General features: G+C 57.4%; 15 protein-coding genes and 2 pseudogenes. 8 read left to right on the forward strand and 9 right to left on the reverse strand.

All coding sequences use genetic code 11. The features are described 5' to 3' along the window. Window positions 1-3 precede the first annotated feature (3 nt). From ACR3FE_RS25895 to ACR3FE_RS25910, 4 genes are all read left to right on the forward strand, one after another. Window positions 4-285 (forward strand): hypothetical protein, encoded by a 282-nt coding sequence (locus ACR3FE_RS25895; RefSeq protein ID WP_458210727.1) that lies wholly within the window; start codon window positions 4-6, stop codon window positions 283-285. 175 nt (window positions 286-460) lie between these two features. Beyond that, window positions 461-1,459, forward strand: coding sequence for a DUF7972 family membrane protein (locus ACR3FE_RS25900; protein ID WP_472850197.1), 999 nt, complete (start codon window positions 461-463; stop codon window positions 1,457-1,459). 56 nt (window positions 1,460-1,515) lie between these two features. Continuing rightward, window positions 1,516-2,076, forward strand: coding sequence for a hypothetical protein (locus tag ACR3FE_RS25905; protein WP_458210729.1), 561 nt, complete (start codon window positions 1,516-1,518; stop codon window positions 2,074-2,076). Then, the gene (locus tag ACR3FE_RS25910) at window positions 2,073-2,702 is read left to right on the forward strand and encodes a DUF2238 domain-containing protein (RefSeq protein ID WP_458210730.1); all 630 of its coding nucleotides are present in this window, start codon (window positions 2,073-2,075) and stop codon (window positions 2,700-2,702) included. Before ACR3FE_RS25905 ends, ACR3FE_RS25910 begins: the two co-directional genes overlap by 4 nt. Window positions 2,703-2,814: 112 nt before the next feature. Here ACR3FE_RS25910 and ACR3FE_RS25915 read toward each other — a convergent pair whose 3' ends face one another. The 5 genes from ACR3FE_RS25915 to ACR3FE_RS25935 form a co-directional block, all read right to left on the reverse strand. Continuing rightward, window positions 2,815-2,994, reverse strand: coding sequence for a hypothetical protein (locus ACR3FE_RS25915; RefSeq protein ID WP_458210767.1), 180 nt, complete (start codon window positions 2,992-2,994; stop codon window positions 2,815-2,817). A gap of 143 nt (window positions 2,995-3,137) precedes the next feature. After that, the gene (locus tag ACR3FE_RS25920; protein WP_458210731.1) at window positions 3,138-3,389 is read right to left on the reverse strand and encodes a hypothetical protein; all 252 of its coding nucleotides are present in this window, start codon (window positions 3,387-3,389) and stop codon (window positions 3,138-3,140) included. Between the two features lie 30 nt (window positions 3,390-3,419). Beyond that, window positions 3,420-4,301 (reverse strand): AI-2E family transporter, encoded by an 882-nt coding sequence (locus ACR3FE_RS25925; RefSeq protein ID WP_458210732.1) that lies wholly within the window; start codon window positions 4,299-4,301, stop codon window positions 3,420-3,422. A 190-nt stretch (window positions 4,302-4,491) separates the two neighbouring features. Next, the gene (locus ACR3FE_RS25930; protein WP_458210733.1) at window positions 4,492-5,046 is read right to left on the reverse strand and encodes a metal-dependent hydrolase; all 555 of its coding nucleotides are present in this window, start codon (window positions 5,044-5,046) and stop codon (window positions 4,492-4,494) included. 42 nt (window positions 5,047-5,088) lie between these two features. Further along, on the reverse strand, window positions 5,089-5,307 hold the full coding sequence (locus ACR3FE_RS25935) for a DUF1328 domain-containing protein (protein WP_458210734.1): 219 nt from the start codon (window positions 5,305-5,307) through the stop codon (window positions 5,089-5,091). A gap of 397 nt (window positions 5,308-5,704) precedes the next feature. Between ACR3FE_RS25935 and ACR3FE_RS25940 the strand changes: the two genes are divergently transcribed. The 4 genes and pseudogenes from ACR3FE_RS25940 to ACR3FE_RS25955 all read left to right on the forward strand — a co-directional run. Continuing rightward, window positions 5,705-6,610, forward strand: coding sequence for a diacylglycerol/lipid kinase family protein (locus ACR3FE_RS25940; RefSeq protein ID WP_458210735.1), 906 nt, complete (start codon window positions 5,705-5,707; stop codon window positions 6,608-6,610). 56 nt (window positions 6,611-6,666) lie between these two features. Continuing rightward, window positions 6,667-7,320 carry a PHP domain-containing protein gene (locus tag ACR3FE_RS25945; protein ID WP_458210736.1) on the forward strand — a complete coding sequence of 218 codons (654 nt, stop codon included), beginning with the start codon at window positions 6,667-6,669 and terminating at the stop codon, window positions 7,318-7,320. 169 nt (window positions 7,321-7,489) lie between these two features. Then, window positions 7,490-8,225 (forward strand): annotated as a pseudogene (locus ACR3FE_RS25950) (IS6 family transposase). 47 nt (window positions 8,226-8,272) lie between these two features. After that, window positions 8,273-8,464: pseudogene (locus ACR3FE_RS25955) on the forward strand (RNA-guided endonuclease TnpB family protein); the annotation flags it as partial. A gap of 63 nt (window positions 8,465-8,527) precedes the next feature. Here the strand turns inward: ACR3FE_RS25955 and ACR3FE_RS25960 are convergent. The 4 genes from ACR3FE_RS25960 to ACR3FE_RS25975 all read right to left on the reverse strand — a co-directional run bounded on the left by ACR3FE_RS25960 (window position 8,528) and on the right by ACR3FE_RS25975 (window position 13,679). Then, complete coding sequence (locus tag ACR3FE_RS25960; RefSeq protein WP_458210737.1) at window positions 8,528-9,736, reverse strand: CBS domain-containing protein; 1,209 nt, start codon at window positions 9,734-9,736, stop codon at window positions 8,528-8,530. 145 nt (window positions 9,737-9,881) lie between these two features. Continuing rightward, window positions 9,882-10,385, reverse strand: coding sequence for a hypothetical protein (locus ACR3FE_RS25965; protein ID WP_458210738.1), 504 nt, complete (start codon window positions 10,383-10,385; stop codon window positions 9,882-9,884). Between the two features lie 504 nt (window positions 10,386-10,889). Then, the gene (locus tag ACR3FE_RS25970; protein WP_458210739.1) at window positions 10,890-11,777 is read right to left on the reverse strand and encodes a hypothetical protein; all 888 of its coding nucleotides are present in this window, start codon (window positions 11,775-11,777) and stop codon (window positions 10,890-10,892) included. A gap of 792 nt (window positions 11,778-12,569) precedes the next feature. Next, window positions 12,570-13,679: a transcriptional regulator FilR1 domain-containing protein gene (locus ACR3FE_RS25975; RefSeq protein WP_458210740.1), complete on the reverse strand. Its 1,110-nt coding sequence runs from the start codon at window positions 13,677-13,679 to the stop codon at window positions 12,570-12,572. Window positions 13,680-13,729: the final 50 nt, after the last annotated feature.

Genomic DNA, 13,729 nt, shown 5'->3' on the forward strand with positions numbered 1-13,729 from the left:
CATATGGCACTGGTGAACGTGACAGTGTTCTTCATCCTCGTCGTGGCGATGATGGGGCTCTTCATCCTCGTCGGATCGATCATGCTCCTGATCGAGTTCGCCGTCTTTCCGTCGAACCTGATGACGAACTGGCCGAGCCTCGAGGAACCCACGGTCGGGCTCGTCGACCTTGTCCGTGTCGGGGCCTTCATCAGCACGCTCGGTGTGCTGTCGGGCGCGCTCGCCGGCGGTACCGAAAATCGGATGGCGCTCCGGCATCTCGCGCTCTTCCGTGACAGGCCGTAGACCTTCGACACCCCCGGGTGAACGGGAGGTGCGGCGCGTGACCTGCGACGCCACCACGTACGCAGCCATCCTTGGTATATACCCGCAAGGTCTTGCGGCTGTGGACCGTACCTTATCGCATGAATTATCGATTACGGGTAGGTCCTCCCAGCCGTAGCGCTCAGAGGCCGGTGTCATGAGTATCGACAAGAGGTTCAGCCGTTGGCGAGGCTGGTTTCCGGTCCCGAGTCGGAGCAGCGGATTCACACTGAAGCGATGGGTCTTGCTCGAGGGGGACCGGCTGGCAGTGACAGGAGCGTTGCTTACGTTCGTGTTCGCGACCTTCATGGGTATCGCCACGGTGTGGACCTTCGAGATGCAGACGCTGCTGACGGACACCTCTACTATCCAGACGATCCTCAACACCTTCCTGAGCGGGATGATCCTGCTGGTATCCATCGTCGTCTCGATCAATTCGATCGTGCTCTCACACGACATGAGTTCCCTCACCGAGCAAGCGGACCGCGTCCAGGGCACGATAAAATTCCGCCGAGACCTCAGTGAATTGACCGTCCCCGGAGAGAACCCGACCGACCCCGGGTCGTTTCTCAAGGTCATGTCCAGGATTATCAGCACCCGCGCGGTCGCGCTCGCGGACGAGTTGGAGGGTGCCGATAAGGAACTCGTCGACGAAATCGACGAGTACTCGGGGTTGGTCTCGGATGCCGCCGAACAGCTCGGGACAGTCGATGAGACGTCCGGCGCCGAATTCGCCATCCTCTGGAAGGGACTCGGGTTCGACTACGGCTCACTCATCGAGGGATCCCGGACGATTATTTCCTCCCGCGATACCTCACCCGAGCGCTTCGAGGACCTGATCGATGCGTTCGAACTGTTCGCCATCGGGAAGGAGTACTTCAAAACGCTGTATTATACCACGGAGGTATCGAAGCTGTCCCAGACCCTGCTGATCGTCGCGCTCCCTGCCATCCTGTTCAACGCCTCGATGATCATCGCGATCAACGGGCAGGTCCTCCCAAGCGGGTTGATGTTCGGCATCCCGCTGCTACAACCGTTCGTGGCGGTGGCGTTCACGATCTCCATCGCGCCCTACCTCGTGTTGACCGCCTATATGTTCCGGCTCACCACCGTCGCGCGGCTGACCGCGTCGGGTGGAATCTTTTCGCTGAACTAGTCGGACATAAAAAGGCCCCCCTACCAATGCCTATCACACACTCGCTCGCACGAAACGTGACAACGAACGCAACGCTTGGGTGGGTCTTCGTCGGTGTCGTGATCCTGATTGCCGCCGTTAGCCTCCTTATGACGCCGCTACTCTGGGGTTTGCTCGCACTGGTCGCTGCCGGAATCCTCGTGGTTCCGGCGGTGCTACGGCGGGACTGGCGGGTGATGCTCCCGTGGCCACTCGGGTTGGTCGTCGCTGTCGGAGTGACCGCGCGGACGTTCGGCGTCGCCCCGGAGGTCACCGGCTACGTCGCCATCTCGTCCGTCGCGCTCGCGGTTGTCGTCGAGCTCGACTCGTTCACCGATGTGGAAATGAGTCGCCGCTTTGCAGTGCTGTTCGCCGTTATGACGACTATCGCCTTCCAGTCGTGGTGGACGATCGCCGGCTACTATTCGGACCAGTGGTTCGGCACCTCGTTTATCCACTCACAGGCCGAACTTCAGTGGGACCTCGCCACCGTTATGATTGTCAGCCTCGTGATGGGTCAACTCTTTCTGTGGTACTTCGACCGTATCGAACACGTCGGTTCACGTCACCGACCAGTCGTCCCGGAGGAGGCATCATGACAGTCTCCGAGTCTATCGGCCTCTCGGAGCGGAGAGAACGCCTGCTGACCCGACTGCTGCAGTTCGTGCTAGCAGGTGTCTTCCTCGCCGGGCTAGTCACGCTACGCCCGGGGATGGCAGTCAACGGGGCGTTCGGTCTGGCGCTTACGTTGATCCCGGCCGCGATCCGCCGGGAGTACGATTACACGATGAGTCCCGCGCTGGTCCTGTGGATTACCATCGCCATCGGTCTCCACAGCGTCGGGTCGCTTGGCCCGTACTCGTGGTTCTCCTGGTTCGACAGCGTGACGCACACAGTCTCAGCGACTGTCGTCGCCGGGCTGGGATACGCGACCTTCCGCGGGTTTGAACAGCACTCGAAGGAACTTCACGTCCCGGCGAGCTTCCGGCCCGTGTTCATCGTCGTGTTCGTCCTCGCTGTCTCCGTCGTCTGGGAACTACTCGAGTTCTCGTCCGGACAGGTAGCGCAGGTACTCGGTATCGAGGCACCGCTGATCGTCTATGGTGTCGACGACATCGTCACAGACATGGTGTTCAACACGGTCGGCGGACTGATCGTGGCCGTCGGTGGCTCCAGGTACTTCGTTCCGCTTGCGGGATTCTTCAGGCGTCGGTTCGGCCCCTAGAACTCCGGGGTCCACGGCATAGACGAGGGACGGATGCGGGGGAAGATCCCGCAGGGGTTCTCGGCAGACCGTCGCGAGTCGCTACTGGGAATCGCTGTACGGAGCAGAACCATCACCCGGAAAATTCGGAGAGAGCCTCCTCGACATCGTTACGGCGGATGTACAACACGACGAGTCCAAGGATGAGGAGACCGAGTCCCCACCAGACCGAGTCTCCGGGAATCAGCCAGAGAATGATGGTTACGATGCCCGACGACAGAAGCGACCAGCCGACCGTAGTCTGGTATGCCATACCTGTGGTTCGTGTTCGCGGTGGTTATGGGTGGCGCCGTCCGTGACCTCCGTGAGAATCGAACACCCGGTCCGATCGGGAGGCTCGTTCTCTCCGACCGGCTTCGATATTCCCGATCACGACGGCGATCCTGGGATACGGGGTTACCCCCGGGTCGTGCCCGGTCCATCTGTATCCGACGTAGCCGTGTCGGCATCGTCTTGCTGCATCTCCTCCGCGTCGGCACCGGTCCCCTCGGCGAGGTAGGGCTCCGCCACGATGGGGTCGCCGTGGAGGAGTTCGGGGAGGACGATCCGAACCGCCTCCAGCATCAGGACGAACACGATGGGCAGGAGGAACAAGCCGTACCACCCGAACAGGATCGGGCCGAGGATGTAGGCAAAGAGGAGGAGCATCGAGTTCAGCTTTCGCCCGGAGATGTAGGGCTAGACGACCGACTGCGGGAGGATATCAAGCACGAGGAAGTAGACGACGAGGAGGGCGCCGAGGAAGACGAACTGCCGGCCTCCTGCTTGAACGGCGAGGTACGCGACGATCGGAATGTAAACTACCTTGCTGACGACTATGGGGATGAGGCTGGTGAGTCCCGTGAGCACTCCCAGCGTGAACGCCATCGGGATCTGCATCTCGGCCGGTGCAACGAGGTTCGTGATCGTGTACGCCGTCGTCGCTACCACGGACATAAAGAGGACGAATAGAAGGTTCCCGAAGAAGATCGACTCGAGGTCGGTGTCCACGGCGAGGGCATACGCGAACACGGTCTCTTCCTGACCGCCGACCAGCTTCGCGAACGCGCTCGAGAGCGCCTCGTCGTATACGAGCAGGGCGTACGACAGTGTCACGGCCAGGGATAGCAGGAGGATCGTTCCGGAGATCACGTCGAGAACCTGTAGTCCCTGCTGGAGGGTGTCCCCGGACAGCAGGTCAGTCAGTCGATCGAGCGACGCCGGATTTCTAAGCAGCGCCGCCGGACTCGTCTCTTCGACGTCTGGACCGAGAACCCAGGAGACGAGCATCGAGGACACGCTGTCGTCGAACTGCTGCTGGACCTGCGGGAGGATCCGTATTCCGGCGTAGAGCGCGAGTACCAGCACCGGAACGAGCACCGTTAGCGCCGTCAGCCCGGCTGCCATCCGCTTCGATTCGGTGACCGTCTCGAAGCGGTTGGAGATTGGCCGGGTAGCGTAGTACCCGGACACGCCCAGAACGAGCATGCCGACGAACGTGTGCGCGATAAACAGCGCCGCCCCCGCGAGGACGGACACGTACAGCCACCAGAACGTACCACCCCGGTCCGGTATCGTCACGATCCAGCCGCTCCCGTCCGTTGGCTCCCCGGGGAGGACGGGAGTTCCCTGTAGCGGATCGAGGACGAACGGGTCCCCGGCCGGTTCTCACGCGCCGATGCTCGACCGCTCGCGCGACTGGACGACCGGCGAGGGCGTCTCTTCCCCGACGATTCGAGCCCGTATCGTGTCTGTTCGTCTCGTGGCGGTCTCATAGTGGGAGCAGCCGATGGCGGTGGTCGGGGGATGTGGTCAGATACCCGATCGAAACGTGTGCGATCACCATCACCGTGAGAAACCCGACGTTGATCCAGCTGGCGTTGTACCAGACGAGGTCGATACCCCAGGACCCGTCGACGAAGGGCCACAGCGGTTCGATGGGCGTCGAGATGTCGGGCGCTGAGAGCATATCGGCGAACACGTGACTGAGGCCCCCGGCCAGGAATCCCAGGAACGAGAACACGAACAGGCGGGACCTGTCGAATCGCTCGCTCTCGATCCACTCGTCGATCCGACCGGTGAACAGCGCCGCAAGGACTGCTGCACCGACCAGACCCGCAACTGTCACGAACAGAACGGTGTGCGTCACCCCGTGGTGATGGACCTCGCCGGGGAATAGCATCACGAGCCACAGGTCGATGTCGGGGAAGAGCGCGGCGACTGCCGCGAAGGCGACGAACACGACGCTGGCCCTGTCGTTCCAGACGAACCACGCCGGGAGCGCGAACAGCAATCCGAATGCGAGGTGCCCCATGACATCTACCATCGACCGCTACCTCGGACTGACTTGACAGGTATCATTCTGAGTCTACAGAATGAACGTGACAATCGCGAGAATGACGAAGATGATGACGAGCCATTTTGCGATGTTCATACTGAGTCCAGCGACCCCTCGAGCACCGAGCACTTCTGCGACGACCGCGAGTATCAAAAAGAGGACTGCAAGCTCGAGGAAATTACCCACGAACTGCAACGGCACCGCCTGGAGTGAGACGGCACTATCCAGAACGCCGTATGAGGCTATCATTGCTTACCTACGTCTCCTGAGTATTTTAACCCGTAACAGATTCACCCTCATCTTGTTTTTGAGTATTCGAGTGACTCCATCTGTGTGAGAGTAATTCACCCAGTCAATTAGGTCAAAGTCTCATTCCAGAATTCGGGGCCACAGCCCTCTTGCTAGCCGTATTCAGTATGAAAGGAATGATTGATCCATCTATAGTAGAGGCGGTCTCTTCGGCGATATGTTTCACGTGGCCAGGGATTGCCGTCTCACATTCTTCTGGGCCTGGCACTCCGAATGCTAGCGATACTTTATTATAGTTCCCATCCAATTATTACTGTGTCCCAAGACGGCTACGAAGAGGGACTGACAGCCGAACGTGCTGACTCTGTATTCGCTTCGAGACCGGTATGACACCAGTATGCCTCAGAAGATCATAATCCACAACCCAGGAAGTGGAAGCGGAGACCACGGTAAGACCGTTCGTCGTCGTGCGGATGAACTCGGATACACTCTCGAACAAACCGAAACAGCAGGTGACGCGGTTACGCTCGCAGCGGAGGCTGCCGAAGCGGGTTTTTCCACTGTCGTTGCTGCTGGCGGTGATGGAACCGTAAACGAGGTTGTCCAGGGAATCGACCGGGCAGGAGCGTTCGATGATGTCGAACTCGGCATACTCCCGCTCGGGACTGGCAACAACTTTGCGGAACAGATCGGCATTCCCGACCTCGACACTGCATTCGCCGTTCTAGAGGACGGTGACCGGCGTCGAATCGATCTCGGTTACGCCAACGAACACCTCTTTGTAAACTCCTGTATCGCAGGCCTGACTGCGGAGTCGAGCAGCGAGACACCGTCGGAAATGAAACGTCAACTTGGCGTATTGGCGTACGTACTCACGACCCTTCGAACCGTGTCGGACTTCGAATTGCTTCGTCTCACGGTCGACATCGGAGACGCCGGCCAGGAGACGACCGCGTGGGCCGGTGATGCCCTCTGTGTACTGGTCGGAAACGGTCGCCGGTATCCGACCAGTGGAACCAGCCAGGCCAATATGGAGGATGGCCTTCTCGATGTCGTTGTTATTGAAGACGTCTCTGCACTGGATCTGATGAGTGATACTGTCGTCGAACGGTTGCTCGGGCGCGATTCAGCGTCGATAAAACGGTTCAAGACCCCATCACTGGAGATTACGATCGACGATCCGGATGCGACCAGATTCAGTCTGGACGGCGAGATTATTCGGGAGCGAGACCTGTCACTTACTGTCCGCCCACAAACACTTACCGTAGCAGTCGGAGAGACGTACGATCCCAATCCCGGCTGAGAAGGTGGTTATCGGTCGATAACACTGCGAGAAATTGACCACTCATCAGAGATAGCATGTTTACAGTAGATCTCCACGCTCACACGCGATTCTTTCATGGATTCCGGGGAAGACCGACTGCGTTCGATCCGATTGGCGCGCAGTTGCTGGCGCTGTCTAGTCAACGGGCACATCTCGATGGTGTGGCTCTGACTAGTCATGGTTATTACACCGAGTTCGACCCCATCGTGAACCGAACGCAGTTCATTCCGGGTGTCGAGGTCTCGACGACCGTGGGTCATGTGGTGATCATCGGACCAAATCCACCGTCTCGAACAACTCCCGGAGAATTCACGCCGGAGGGAGTCGTTTCACTGGCGCACGAACGAAACTGCGCCGCGATTATCGCTCATCCATTTCGCCGGAGTCGTGTCCGCAATAGCGAAGCGAATTTCGACGCAGTAGAAATAAACGGGAAGCACCCCGAGCATATAGACCGTGTCAGGGAGTTAGCAGAGAAGCTTGAAGTGCCGATCGTGGGCGGCAGCGATGCCCACTTTCCGTTCGAAGTTGGCAGTGCGTTCACCAAAGTTGATATTCCGTATCTTACAGCTGACGCAGTCGTAACCGCTATACTGGAGGGTCGGGTCGAGCCCTGCGTCCGCGAGAATCAGGCGGATGGGCTCATGCGAACAGCCTACCGATACGTTCACCGGTACTTGCGACAGTGAATTGATTTCACACTCCTATCTTTCTTCAAGGAGAGAATCCCGCCCTTCAGGGCGGGAGTGAATCCGACACTTCCCACACAATTCACCGACGATTGCAGGCCGGATATTACACGCTAATCCAAGTGGCACTGTCTAGATAAGGACGAGCAGGTCGAAGAGATAGTGATTGATGCTCCTCTCAAACCTGCTCAAAAAGAGTTTAGACACGGCTACGCTTGAATGTTGGGAGCGTGAGCGGACGGCGACGCCCGTTCGGGCGTTCGCCGTCCGCCTTCACGCGACCGGTTGTTCGCTTAGGGAAACAAAAGCGATTCTTACGCTCCTCGGCGTAAAACGGTCGCATCAAGCGATTTTTCAATGGATTCATCGAATATCTGACAGCGTCTCCGACCCGCCGTCGTTCACGAGAGCTAAGCTCTCGTGTGCCAACCAGAACGCTATGCGTTCTGGTGACGGCAGCGCCGACGCGGGTCGCGGTGGACGAAACCGCTGTCAAAATTAATGGCGAGTGGTCTTGGGTGTACGCTGCAATAGACACTGAAACAAAACTGCTGCTCGATGTCAAAGTGTTTGATCGGCATGGGACCGATCAAGCGGCTGCGTTTCTCGGCCAACTGGCCGAGAAACACGATCTCTCGGACGCTGTATTTCTCGTTGATGGCTACGGCTATCGGACTGCCCTCTTTCGAATTGGGTTGCGCGGTCGGCTCGACTACACAGAACGAAACCTGATCGAAAAGTGGTTTCACACGCTTAAACAGCGGATCGACCGCTTCCATACGTCATGGGTGGGCAGTCGGCCAAGCGTCCAGCAGTGGCTTGAACAGTTTGTGCATTACTATAACCATCAGCGACCGCATCAATCGCTTGACAACCGAACACCTGTTGAGGAGGAGCTTAACTAGACAGTGCCATCCAAGTCATTGAGTAATCTTACTTACATAGGCTATGTATGGCGATTCAGGTCACTCGGACTTACGTTGGTTCCATCCAGAACCACCGGCAGGTCTGCGATGGCCTCGACTCGCTCGGAGACTCCGCCTCCAAGATTTGGAACGTCGCACGATGGACAGCCGACCGCATCTGGGACGCCACTGGCGAAATCCCAGACGAAGGCGTGCTGAAATCGCACATGAAGAACCAAGCGGTGACGAGCGAGTGGGCAAACGGGAGACGGGTGCTCGTCTGTCCGTCGATATCGATCCGATTACCCGCCGAGCCACCAGCCATAGAGCTGTGCCTGCTCGTCAGTGTCGGGATGCTTCTTCGAGTCGCCGTAGGTCTTCCCCTTGAGGAGTTGGCGTTCGACCGCGTTCGCGGCGAGTCGAAGCGCGTGAGAGGCACCGTACCCTTCCCCATCGGCCGTGAAGTAGCCGCGGTCGGTGACCAGTCGGATCCGCGCCAGTACCAGTGGAACCCCCCGCGATTGTTCCTTGTGCTCCTGCAGTTCGATACTGGCCTTGATCACACTCATCTCGCCGTACTTCGAGGTCATGTCCTCGATCAGTGTGGAGACGTCGTCGTAGTCCATCCCCTCCAGCAGCTCGAGGCCGAACACCTGCACGGCGTTCCGGTCGTCGCGCTCCCAGGTGAGCGCCTCGAGAACGTCCGTCTTCGTGATGATGCCGACCGGCTCACCGGTTTCGTCGGCCGTGACGACGAGCGAGGAGATCTCCCGCTCGAACATCGTTGCGACGACCTCGTTGAGCGGTGCGCTCCGCTCGACCGTCGCGACTGCGTCGGACATCAGGTTCCGTATCGGCAGATCGAGCATTCGGTCGGCATCGCCCTCGCGCGCCCCGAACCCGCCACGATTCTGTCCGCCACCGCCGCGGCCACCGAAGCCACCCGACGACCCGCCCTGGCTCTTGCTGCCGCCCCGCGTCGTGAACTCGATGACGTCGTACAGGCTCAGCATGCCCGCGAGGTCGTCCCCGTCGACGACCGGGAGATGGGCGATTCCGGCCTCTCGAAGCAGATTGAGGGCTTTCCCGATCGTGGTTTCAGGGGTCGCACTGACCAATTCCGCCGTGTACGCGTCGTCGACGGTCGCTGCGTCGAGAAACGGACGGACAGCCTCGAGCACGGCATCGCCAGTCACCACACCGACGACACGGTCATCGCGGAGTACGGGGAGCGTTTTGGCGCCGCTCCCGATCATGAGTCGCGCGACCTCGCGGACGTCCTCGGTGCGGTCGACCGTCGGGACGTGCTGGACCTGTGAGCCGACCTTCGCGGACGGCTGGTTGGACGAGGACGCCAGCTGTCTGCGACTCACGATGCCGCGATACTCGTCGCCGTCCGTTACGATGACGGCATCGAGCTCCTGATTCTCGAACGCCCCGGCGACTTTCGAGAGAGGGGTTCCGATGTCGAACTCGGTGAACTTCGGTGAGAGTATCTCGGAGATATCCATGGGTAACTCTCTAGTGTGAGGGGTGCAGGACGGTTATGCCTGTCCCAGCCCTGATATTTGAGGGAGGGACGCGCGAAGTGATGTTTGAGTGTGGTATCTAACTACGTCGGCCATATGCATTGAGACAGGCAGTCTCAACTACTGCTTAGCCACGGGAGAAAACTTGGCTGAGTCGCGAGAAGAACCCGTCTTTCTCTGAGTTATGGAGCTTGAGCTTGGTATTCGCCTCTTGGTAGCGTGCCTGTGCACTGTCACGTTCGCTGCGCACACGATCTAGATCGGATTGTATTCGCTCGTTTGCTTCCTGTAATCGCGCGGCCTCCACACGCTTGTCTGTGAGCGTCTCAGTAGCCGACTTGTGTTCGTCCTGAAGAGTGCTATGTTGCTGCTTGAGGCTCTCGTACTCTTGTTTGAGGCGATCATGATCGGTTTGTAAGCGGTCGTGATCCTGCTGTAGACGCTTGTGTTCGCTCTGTAGACGCTCGTGTTCTTGTTGTAATTGCTCATACTCGACCGCGTCTTCAGTGTCCTCATCTCTGTGTTCGATGAGCGTCCGCATGTACTCGGAGAGCGTTTGCCCGTCCTCGGCCGCCTCGTCCTCAAGTGATTCTTTCACCTCCTCCTGTACGCGGAGTGTGATCTGTTTCATGCACGGACGATTACAGGGCGTCTACAAGAAATTCAGTCAGACGCACGTGCGACTCATTTCGTGTGGAGAACTCACAAGGTTCTGTACTGGGAATCTGGGTTAGTATCGTCGGCAGAAGACGGAATACGAGCTCTACAACGGTAGAAGAGAGGCAAACGGGGTTGAGATCGAACCACCGAGGCAACGGAGTGGTCCCCATCGACGACACGACGAAACATCGATGGTACATACGGAAGACGAACAACACGAAGATTACACTGTCGTAATTAACGCCCAAAAGTGAACCGTAATCACGCCAGACCTGTTCTCCAACCATTTTCCACCTCGAAAGCGCGGTGAGAAAAGTGAGAGTAATTACACCCCACAGTAGCCGACTGTTCGTTCCGCATCGAAGGGGGGCGCAATTTGCGCCCCCCTTGTCATCTGTGGAGGAGTACTCCGGAACCACTTCGGGGCAAGATTACGCCCCGCGTTCGAGGGATAATTACGACAGTGTAATTATCGCTACTCAGCACCTCCCTGTTCGAGTACAGCCTGTGACTGTTCGGCAGCGAATTCACGGAACACCTCCGCGTCAGCAACCAAGCGGGCAGCCTGTCCACCCCGCTCGCCGGGTTCGAACCGAACGAGGTTATCCTGGTTGTCCCACTCGCCTGACCCACTCACGCCACCGTCTCGCCGCGTGTGGCGCGCCAACATTTTCATCGATCGTTGCACCGTGTTCGTGTTCGGATCCTGAATCCCGGCGCGGTGTTTCAATCGACGACGGCACGCCGACGAATTGAGTTCCAGCTTCCCGCCTTTCGTTTTCTGCGCTGATTCGATGAACTCGCGCCAGAGGAACGTCATCCGATGCTTGTTCCCCGACAGAGGCGAGTCGACGTCTTCCCGCTCAGCGGTCAGTCGTGCGGCCGTCTTCCGTTGAATTTCGAGGTCGTGAGTCACATCCGAGTTGATGAGGTCGCTTACGTCCACTCGGTCGTGTTCGATATCCTGGAGCCGTTGTTCGTGATTTTCGAACACGCGCGTCGTCACGTTGTCTACCCGTGGTTCGAGCGCGTCTGTGGAATACGTCCATTGTTGTCGTATGTGCGCAATCGCGGCGTCGGCCACGGCCTCGGCGCGGTCGGCCCGATCGTGTGCGTCGGCCAGTTCTTCCTTGACTTTCTTATGATCTTGCTCGAGCGTCTCGATGTGTTGCTGAAGCGATTTGGTCTGCTCGGCCTGCTGCTGGATTACCGCCCACATCGTTTCCCGGCTTGGGGGCTCCTGCTCTGCCGTGACCGCGTTCGATGTGTTCGGCTTTGGTACGTCTATTCCCATCGCGGCGGCAAAGTCGTCGTCTGATACCGCGTTCTCATCAACTTCGTCGGGCGACAGTCCGATTGACATCAGCACTTACCTCCGAAATCCGTCGTGCTCATGGGTGTTCACCCAACGGAGAGAGTCCGAGATCCTCGGGTAACAGGTCTTCCAGTCGGTTCGCAACAGATGACAGTCCCTCTCTTTCGGGATCATAGATTCCGTGGTGAATCAGCCACAGGCGAGCTGTCGTTTCTGAGACGTCGAAGTGGGCCGCCGTGCTCGCGATTGTTCCTGCTTGCTCGTAGGCAGTCCGCAGCCGATCTGGATCACGGTACGGATGCTGCTCAAGTTCGTCGGCAGTCGTCAGCGAGGATAGCGACTTTGGAAAGCCGGAAAAATGCGAGGCAGATTGGTCGGACGAGCTCGAACTACACTTGTCTGTTGTATCAACCCACTGATCTAGTTGGCATTGCGTGTCCGGCAGCGGGGAACCTTTACAAGACGTGGTTTCGAAGCTTTGGGTACTCTGGGACATAATCTAAGCGTGATGCTTGGGTGTGTTCTGTGCCAGAGATGGCCGGTGCGCTTGCGAACGAGTGCTTGGACTCACGTACGTTCGCTGATTTGCGCACCGGTGCTACCGACCCGAGAGCTGTGCGTATTCGGGTACGATTCAAGTCTCGTAGAGTGACGAGTTATCCCTGAACGACAGTCTTCGAGCAGTGATCTCTGGTGTGTTTGGCGTTTCTCAGCGGAGGGTAATATCTTCACCGCCGTTTACGGTGTTAAAGTGTGTAGGACACTGAAAATATCGCCAACACGTTCACGAACGATCCCCGAATTGCTTATCTGCCGTAAAGGAGCGTATGAATGCCTCTATCACTTACTTAAATCTATTTTGTCGGCATGGATAGATTGTTCACGGTAAGAATCATACAAATCAATTCCCCAATCAACCAACTTCTCATTGGAGCTGATAATCATTGCAACGTGGTTACCATTGCCGGATTCGTTGTACGCTCCGATCGCGACTCGTCGATCATCATATATTCCGATACCTAACGTGTGTGAATAATCAAGTGCATATATGTCATAGTCACTTAGGTCCAAAGAATCGAGTATATAGTGAGTCTTGCTCGTATTAGCGATTTTCACGAGTGTTGGCCAATCGAAGATGATTTCGCTATCAATGCTAAAGTTGAGCAATTCGTATGCTGTCCGATATGCGCTGAATAGAACCGGATGATAGATTGAACAGAGCCCTCGAAATCGGCTGGTATCCCGATCATAGAGGTTGAAAACCGTTGAAAGTACTGACCCAGGGTTAGCAGGATTAGAGACGATCAGTTTGGCGTCAACGAGCGCATGGATAGGGAAAGTGGCGTCTTCCGGAGGAAGGCGCTGAAGCCAGGGTGCCTTTTCAATTAGCTGTTGTACTGCGAGCGACAATTCTCGGTATGCATTCAAAGCGTCTTGTCCGGCGGTTGTGATCTGTTGTTTACCACCCTGGTCTTCCGTCCATCCAAACTCTATAAGATCACTGAGGACTCGTCTGATCGTGGGTTGTGAGGGTGGATCGCCTACTACAGCGTGTAGATCTGTGAGTCGATAAGATTCATCTTTCAGCTCTTGGAGAATATTGAGCGGGTGGTCGGATCGGGTCAGAAACGCTAATTCTTGGAGTGGAATTGTTTGGAGGCATGTTTCGATGACGTCCAAGAGAAGAAGACCACCAGCAGTAGGTTTGATTTCCGTTTCATGGTTTCGGACAAAGCCCCGATCACGAAGAACCGCAAGATGATTCGAAACGGCTTGTCGAGAAATCTCGGCATGAGTAGTGATATCAGTTCGTGTAGTAGGGTTTCCAAGCGAACAGAGGGCACGTAGTACTGAAAAACGCGTAGTATCCACGGTCTCATTGATTACATCACGTACAACCAATTCTTCACCTGTGAGCGGGTTTGTGGCTTGGCGACAAGTGGAATTCACAGAGATCTCTGTGGAAGAGTTCACTTTACTTCTTTTAGATATTTGCTATC

Source organism: Haladaptatus rarus, assembly GCF_054177585.1.

Excerpts from the sequence above, each read along its gene's own strand:
- ACR3FE_RS25935 (WP_458210734.1), bottom strand. The coding sequence starts at position 5,307 with ATGATAGCCTCATACGGCGTTCTGGATAGTGCCGTCTCACTCCAGGCG.
- ACR3FE_RS25965 (WP_458210738.1), bottom strand. The coding sequence starts at position 10,385 with ATGAAACAGATCACACTCCGCGTACAGGAGGAGGTGAAAGAATCACTT.
- ACR3FE_RS25945 (WP_458210736.1), top strand. The coding sequence starts at position 6,667 with ATGTTTACAGTAGATCTCCACGCTCACACGCGATTCTTTCATGGATTC.
- ACR3FE_RS25900 (WP_472850197.1), top strand. The coding sequence starts at position 461 with ATGAGTATCGACAAGAGGTTCAGCCGTTGGCGAGGCTGGTTTCCGGTC.
- ACR3FE_RS25960 (WP_458210737.1), bottom strand. The coding sequence starts at position 9,736 with ATGGATATCTCCGAGATACTCTCACCGAAGTTCACCGAGTTCGACATC.
- ACR3FE_RS25970 (WP_458210739.1), bottom strand. The coding sequence starts at position 11,777 with ATGTCAATCGGACTGTCGCCCGACGAAGTTGATGAGAACGCGGTATCA.
- ACR3FE_RS25910 (WP_458210730.1), top strand. The coding sequence starts at position 2,073 with ATGACAGTCTCCGAGTCTATCGGCCTCTCGGAGCGGAGAGAACGCCTG.
- ACR3FE_RS25930 (WP_458210733.1), bottom strand. The coding sequence starts at position 5,046 with ATGGTAGATGTCATGGGGCACCTCGCATTCGGATTGCTGTTCGCGCTC.
- ACR3FE_RS25895 (WP_458210727.1), top strand. The coding sequence starts at position 4 with ATGGCACTGGTGAACGTGACAGTGTTCTTCATCCTCGTCGTGGCGATG.
- ACR3FE_RS25915 (WP_458210767.1), bottom strand. The coding sequence starts at position 2,994 with ATGGCATACCAGACTACGGTCGGCTGGTCGCTTCTGTCGTCGGGCATC.
- ACR3FE_RS25920 (WP_458210731.1), bottom strand. The coding sequence starts at position 3,389 with ATGCTCCTCCTCTTTGCCTACATCCTCGGCCCGATCCTGTTCGGGTGG.
- ACR3FE_RS25940 (WP_458210735.1), top strand. The coding sequence starts at position 5,705 with ATGCCTCAGAAGATCATAATCCACAACCCAGGAAGTGGAAGCGGAGAC.